Here is a 7344-nt window from a genome sequence, read left to right as displayed (position 1 = left end):
CTGCTCCCCCTGCTTCCCCCGCTTCCCCTGCTCTAGATAGGTCATGTTCATGACTAGGGCGTGAGTATGTAGATGTGGGTCTAGTTTCCTGGTTTCAATATGGTCAAATTCGGCAACTACTAAGTTTCCTGTTCTGGTGGTTTCTCTGGCGGTTTCTGTTGTGACTCTGGTGTAGCTGTAGCGTTGTTCTATTAGTTCTAAGGTTTTTTGTACTGCTAATATATGTGCTTTAATTAATTGCTCGTCTCCACCTACTAATGCTTGTAGGCTGACGCTTTTTGGTGCTGAGAAAGTGAAGTCAGTGGCGGCTCGGCGTTGTGATGAATCCAATCTTCTGGCACATAGTTTTTGGTTCCCATCTGGCGATAGTCCATTAACGATGTTTGTGAAGGTTTCTTGGTTATCTACTGCTCCTGATAGTCCTAATTTTTTGGCCCCCAGACCAGACCAGCGTGAAGTACCTTCTTGGTAATACCCTTCCAGGAAGTAATGTACTGCTTGTTGTGGTAGAGAGTTTTTACCTGTTAACACTGACTACTCCAGTGATGACTATTTTCCCAGAAGCACATCATCATCATTTGACGCGCTTATATGTACGAAAACTTAAATGTTACTTTCCGTAGTATTCAGTAATTCAATATTTAATATTTGTTTACACGAGGTTTTTTTGCATATTTTTATTCTAAATTTAGCGGGTTTTTCTGTCAAAACTTTTTGGCGTACTGTGCGAGAAAAATGGATTTTTCAAAAATCGTGAATTTACCATAAACCTGACACAAACTCACCATAAAAACATCACAAATTTAGTTCTCGGAACTGCTGGGAAGTGTCTACAAATTCACACAGAAATGTCACAGTTTTTCGTTATTTTTGCCTGAGAATTAACACAGCAATTACACAAAAGTCCCAGGAGTGTACTGATGTGTTTTATTACCAAAAAATCCCCTACTGAGGACGATTTTTTCGCGGCCATTTTTTTGAGTTTATTGGGATGCAGAGAACCACATTTTATCTAACCGTTCCTCTCTAAAGTTAAACGCCAAACCAATCTGATATCCGCTCCCTTTCGATACGGTGCAGCCAATTGGTTTGCATTCAGCTTGATAAAATCAGGAACGAAAAATCTGATTGACTGATTCAAGGTGTGCAATTGAGAGGGACAAGCGAAATCAAAATTAAATGAGCGGAAAATGAGTGTGGCTCACTACCAACAGCAATTGATGGCATTGGGCATTCTGGCGATAACGTTCGCGGAGCGTGTGCTTTGCACTCAGCGCTGCTGAGTGCAAAGCAGATCGCAATTTTCTTGTGATTGCTCATGTTTCAAGTTTTCTCAGGTTCAGGGTTATTGAGTTTTGATTTTAAATTTTTGACTGAGGAGCGTTCATCTGCTGTCAGCAGCGCCCATACAGCTGTTTTAAATTCAGTAGACCACTTCTGAGTCAATGTTGTAATCATTCCCCAATCTTGCTCCGCGATAGATTCCCGTATCAGTTCGGCGTTCGCTTCTATAACTGCCGGGTCATTAGACTCATAAAGTTGTTCACAAGAAGGGCTGACACTGCTGACAAAGTGCTGACAAAGTGCTGACGACGTTGACGCTTGCTGTGTCAGGGTTTCATCGTTTTGCTGACACTGCTGACACTCTTTATCTATATATTCATTATTTTGACCAATTGGTGTGTTACTAACATCATCCTCAACACTGCTAGATTTTATAGTTTGCTCAGTGCTATCTACAACCAATTGGTTGTAATTTTGAAAATCGTTGAAAAATGTGTCAGCAGTGTCAGCACTTTTTTCAAATCCATACTGGGGAGGGGTTTCAGTGTGCTGACAATCTGTCAGCACTTTGTCAGCAGTGTCAGCACTTTTCCCCAAAAATGGGTAATAGGTATTTTTTACAAGTTTGATGCAACCAGTGTTGACTAGTGTCTGGCAATGCTCCTTAATTACACTGGATGGTATTTTTCTAAAGTCTCTATTACCTGCTTGTATTTGCCTAGCCGTAACGCCTTCAGGCTTTTTATCGATAAATTCCTTCAGTTTCAGCAGCAACCCAGTTAAAGAATCTTGTTCTCCGTTGATGGCATAGAGAAGTTTTACTTGTGCCAAGTAGAAATTGACAACATTCACTGCGGCTTGCATTGTGCGACCGTTTACCGAAACATCTGGTTGTTTACCCGCTAGAACAGCATTTACCAGATGCAACAGCAGTGCAAATCTTCCCAGGTATGTTTGTAACTTAGGATAAGCAGCGCGTAAACCTGGGTGTCTTTCATTTTTTGACCAATCTATTATTTTGTGCTGATATGCCTGATATATACGTTTTGCATCATCAGATAATAGATAATCACGCTCTGGTAACCTGTCCAAAGATTTATACAACCAAGTTAGTTCATCTTGAAATTTGTTACCCGTTCCGTCATCTGAAGTGAATAAATCTATGTAGGCATCCGGCGCATCATCACCAAAGCAAAATAACCACCTGGCAAACTTACCTGATGCGTCACTAAAGTTTTTGTCAGCCATGAATGCTTTCAAGACATCAGTCTGGGTATTTCCTGTGCGGCTAATTGCCGATTGTTCTAGAAATACGCTTTTCTCGGAGTCCATGACATCCTTTAAAAGTGCATCCCCATTAAATTCTGATAAGTCAATTTGTTCATCATCTCCTTTACCATTACGATATTTGTTTAAACCACTAAGGAACCCTATCCATTCATCTCGGTGATACAGCAAGCCTCTAGGGTTCTCGCCGTGTCTTTTCATCCTGGTTTCAGTGGTACAGCTATGCACTACAAACCGTTTACGAGGACTCGGTTCATCTGGCATGGGGTCATTAGTTTTTGCTGCTTTTTTCATATCATTTTTGTAATCTTCAACAGCAACTTTCCAATTCTCATATTCTTCAGATTCCATTCTCATTAATGGTTTAATAACTGCTGATTGCGCCGGAGTTTTTATCTTTCCTGTTTCGGCTACAATACATGACCAAAAAATACAAGTTGCTGTGTAATTCGTTGATGCATTAATTACTAACTGGCTGGATGTGCCTATCCTAGAACCTGCTACTGGGAATAATGTTGTTAATAGAAACTCAGGCTTGACTGGCATATTTGAGGCTACTTCTGTCATCAATTTCGCCAGTTTACCACCATCACCCCATAACACCTGATGGGGTAATAATTTGGCTTTTTGTGCCTCAAATAAAGATGGTAATTGCTTGGCTGCGACATCTCTATCTAGGCTTTGTTCTTGTTCTTTTAGTCTCTCATGGTAGACATTTATATTTTTACCAAGTGCTGCTTTAACTTTACTTAGTGGCAATTCTTCAGCAATCAATCTATCAACATGGGTAATCAATTCATCTCCAGATAATTGTTCACCCATTGGTTTGATATCAGCAGTTGCCCTTGGTGCGATCGCCTGTTCCCTGTTTGACCCTATTCCCTTGCTTTGATTGTATTTCCAGGCTTTTACACAATTTTCTATTGCATCATCGGTCAGTGTAGGAGTAGGGTTAGATTTTTCAGCACTGCGCCAAATGCGCTCTGCATCTTTGGTGGATAGGGGCGGGGAACAGCGAGAACAATAGTCATCAAATAGCGCACGCGGATCACCAAAAAATTGATACCCCAGCTGGTTGAGCCTTGCAGCTGTACCAATCAGGTTACGGGCTAACTTGGCACCGCTATCATCCCGGCTACCTTCCCCTACTCCACTATCAATTAATTCTCTATCATCCCTGCTTAAACATTGGTACAGTGGCACATCTGAAGATGGTAGTAACTCAGCTTTGATGGCAGCTTTGTTTGCTCCCGTAGCAGAATTATTCAAAAAGTATTCAATTAACCATGTTGGGGATTCTGCAACTTCAATATCCTTGGGAGAATTTACCCATTGGTATCTTCCAGTTTCTGGGTGAACAGACGGAGGTAATACGCTTTGACAACCATGCCATCTAAATTCTAATAACTGGTCTTTACCGTCTTCACCTTTAATGCCAGTGTTAATTTTTTTGGTTTCAATCACTGACCAATATTCTTTCGGCACTCGCACGAGATACTGACAACGCCCTGGCTTACCCGATGTGAAACTAACTGTCTTGGGTAATTCACCCATCTGGTTTAAGAGGTTTTGTGCTGCTGCCCCGTCTGCATCAAGGGCTAAAATCCCCCCTGACCATTTACCTGTTCTCAGCCCGTATCCTTGCGGATAAATTTTGTAAAATTTACTATCCTTACCTGTTACTGTGTCGCCGCCTTCGATAATCGCTATTAATTGTCGGCGACTCATTGGCACGGCTTGGTTCCAATCGGCGCGGTATGGATTTTTATTCCCTAAAACTGGTGTTAATGCCCAGTTTGGGGGTATGAGCTTCAAGCCTGAGAGCAGTTGGGGTATGAAATCATTGGAGGTATTGACGAATTGTGCAACCATTACGCGATACCTCCCTCAACGGTATTTAATTGTTGACCATTGTTAAAAAAACAAATTGGTGATTTTTTCTGTTGAGCCTCGTACTGCCCTGTAAGTTGAATTGGTTGAAGTGTAGATTTGGTAGTAATCACAGATTTTTCCCCTGAATACTTGATGTTTTCGTATTGGAGGGGGAAATCGCGCTGCTACACTTTATATCTCGAGAATTCGCTGTGTTGTTTAATTTTTTCTATTTTTGGCTAGTGAAATAACAAATTGATGACTTTTTTGTCCAAAATCTGTCAGCAGAAGCAGATCGAAATTGCCACAGCTATAGATATAATAAAATGCAGACAGCACGGATTTAATCTCATTTCACCAGTCAGTGGTTTCTAAGCGCCAACTTTTCCGCCACTGCTTTGGTTTGTTTGAGATCCCCTCTCCGGCTCCAGTAAATGGAATATGAGTCTAAATCTCGGATAAAGCGTCACTATTTACTAGTGGCGCTTTTGTCCATTTATCTTTTGATCCTGTTGTATATTGACCTCCTTATACGCTTCATTTCACTACTTGCCTGATCTTACAGAACAATCGAACACTTGACATTAACTCTAATACGAATTTTCATTCCCTAAATTACGATTTTTAGATCCAAACTTTCAAACTGATTTCCCGTAACATTACTTAATAAAAGTTGTGCTTTTGAACAGAGAACATCAGAGTTTGTGATTATCTCTAGGTTCTGGTTCGGTTCAAGCTGGTAGGTAGTTGTTTTTCGTTGCACTGTCTTGGTGTTTCGGTCATAGAAATTAATCAGACTTACTCGATTCTTCCTTTTGTCTGGCGATTGCTTTTTTAACAATGACTCTAGTTAACTGAGGCACAGTTAAAAACTCTTTTGCAGCCCATTGCTCAAGGTATTTAAATTCATCATCATCTAACCTCAGCGTCACTCGTGGTTTGTTGGATGGCATAAGCTCCTATTGTTACTTATTGCCATTATCAACCCATGTCATTATCTAGCTAAATGTTTGCTACTCCTTGACAAGTGACGCACCTGTCAATTAATATAACATGAGCAAGCCAAAAAACGCCACCAAATAAAGGCAAAGGAAGTCAGAAAGTGATTATAAGGCTAACCAATGACTGGATACTTTAATTTATTCTTATTTGGCTAAAATCGCGTTAAATGCTCACAATTTTAGACTTTTAAAAAACGGAACCATGACAGTAACCTTCACCAATGCAAAAAATTGGCTCAATCAAGCTGATTAAATCTGTAACAAAAATTTTTGTAGGAATGTAAACCCATGAAATATGACTCTCGGCGCATCACCATTTCCTACTTAGCAGTGGAAGAATTGTGCAAAATGTTTGGACTGCCTCAAGACGTGCCAACCCAAGCATTATCCGCAGCAGTAGAGAAGTTAATTTTTCAAGCTGATAGCAGTGTGCCAGCAGAGAGTTATGCAATTCACCCGCATAACCACAACAACCTAACAGCAAGCAATGGAGGTCGTAAACACCTTTAAAGTTGCAATGCAGATACCGCATATTTGCTTACCGTGCATTAATTGCACTCCCCAAATGCAGAATGTGTAATTCAGATACGCGAGATGTGTAATTCAAATACGCAAGATGTGTATTACATTTACTGCATTTATGCAAATTACAACTTACGCATATTGCATTAAATGCCCTATGGAAGAAACACGAATAATTTACGAAACATTGAAGGGTGAAAGGGTCAATGATGTTCACTGGTGGAGAGTAAAACAGGCAATGATTACCTGTGAATTACCACTAAATAAATCAGGATTTGAACTGTTTATTGCACTGAAAAAAACATCACCAAGGTACTTTAGCCAATACCACAAAGTAAAGCGTCAAATTACCAAGCAGTTAGAACCATCTATTGGTGAAGGCATAACTGGGTCACAGTTTATAAAACTTCTGGAGCAGCTAAATATCTACCCCAATCAAAGCACTATATCCAGATGGTTTAAAACCTGTGGAGGGTTTAAAAGTAAAGCTTTCTACAACAAAACAGTTCTTATTCCCATTTGTGCGCTCGCACTAATTTACAAGTCAAAAACACAAAACAACTCACTCGCTAAAGTCAGCTAATTTTGGAGTAAAAATACATGGTTACTACAATTGCTAAACGCATTCAATCAAGACTATCTAGACAAGGTTTAAAGGTGTCTTTGGGTGAAATTAGACCTATTTACCAAGAATTTGTAGAAGATACAGATAACCCAACAGATGAGGAAATATCAGCTATTTTTGAACACTTTATTAATAACGCCACCAAGTTAAGCGTTATTAGTGAAGAACAAGAAACAGCGTCTACTGATGAGGAATTGGCAACAGTAGAAAGCAATCTAAATGATGTCACTCAGTTACAAACTACAAAAGATGACACTATCACTGAAGAAACAAAAATATCTATGTGCGTAAGTGATGAAAATGGAAACATTGATGCACCTACACAGACACAACTGGAAACATTAATCCCACCGCATACAAAGGAAAATGAGGAACCAAAAGAAACAGCCATTGCCCTTCAAGAGAAATCAGAATTAGTTGCCAGCACTGCAAATGATATGGGGATTACTTTATCTATTGAGGAAGTCACAGCGATTGCTGAAAACTTTGATTATGCAAGTGTTAATTCTGATTATGAGATAGCAGAAATCGAGTCAGCAATTACAGCATTTGTACAACATAAAGCGCAGGTTACTAAGCAAAAGATAACCAACATGGTGCAAGGTGTTAAGGAGACTGTAACGCGTTTGGATAATGAAAACTCCCAACTATTGAACGATGGACTACGGGAGATAAACAACGACATCAAAAGAGGTTCCCTTAGATCTTGCACCTGGAAATATGAATGTCAAAACCTTGACTACGTGCGAGAGG

6 protein-coding genes are annotated in these 7344 nt (G+C 40.0%); 3 read left to right on the top strand and 3 right to left on the bottom strand.

The features are described from left to right. The 3 genes from mobF to ACM0OS_RS27760 all read right to left on the bottom strand — a co-directional run. The coding region (gene mobF / locus ACM0OS_RS27770) for a MobF family relaxase (RefSeq protein WP_414546405.1) at window positions 1-531 on the bottom strand (531 nt) is incomplete at its 3' end. Between the two features lie 792 nt (window positions 532-1323). Then, window positions 1324-4443: a DUF3987 domain-containing protein gene (locus ACM0OS_RS27765; RefSeq protein WP_414546404.1), complete on the bottom strand. Its 3120-nt coding sequence runs from the start codon at window positions 4441-4443 to the stop codon at window positions 1324-1326. Window positions 4444-5231: 788 nt separating this feature from the next. Beyond that, entirely contained in the window at window positions 5232-5396 is a 165-nt protein-coding gene (locus tag ACM0OS_RS27760) for a hypothetical protein (RefSeq protein WP_414546403.1), read from the bottom strand. A 336-nt stretch (window positions 5397-5732) separates the two neighbouring features. On the opposite strand from ACM0OS_RS27760, the gene ACM0OS_RS27755 reads away from it, so the two are divergent. The 3 genes from ACM0OS_RS27755 to ACM0OS_RS27745 all read left to right on the top strand — a co-directional run. Next, window positions 5733-5954 carry a hypothetical protein gene (locus tag ACM0OS_RS27755; protein WP_414546402.1) on the top strand — a complete coding sequence of 74 codons (222 nt, stop codon included), beginning with the start codon at window positions 5733-5735 and terminating at the stop codon, window positions 5952-5954. A 169-nt stretch (window positions 5955-6123) separates the two neighbouring features. Beyond that, window positions 6124-6549, top strand: a complete 426-nt coding sequence (locus ACM0OS_RS27750; protein WP_414546401.1) for a hypothetical protein — start codon at window positions 6124-6126, stop codon at window positions 6547-6549. A 17-nt stretch (window positions 6550-6566) separates the two neighbouring features. Continuing rightward, window positions 6567-7344, top strand: a 778-nt coding sequence (locus ACM0OS_RS27745) for a hypothetical protein (protein ID WP_414546400.1), incomplete at its 3' end; no start/stop codon positions are given.

The sequence above is a fragment of the Nostoc sp. CCY0012 genome, from assembly GCF_963920855.1.
Lineage (GTDB): Bacteria > Cyanobacteriota > Cyanobacteriia > Cyanobacteriales > Nostocaceae > Cyanocohniella.
Note: the sequence above shows the minus strand (reverse complement) of the source record. Positions and strands in the feature narration are given on the sequence as shown.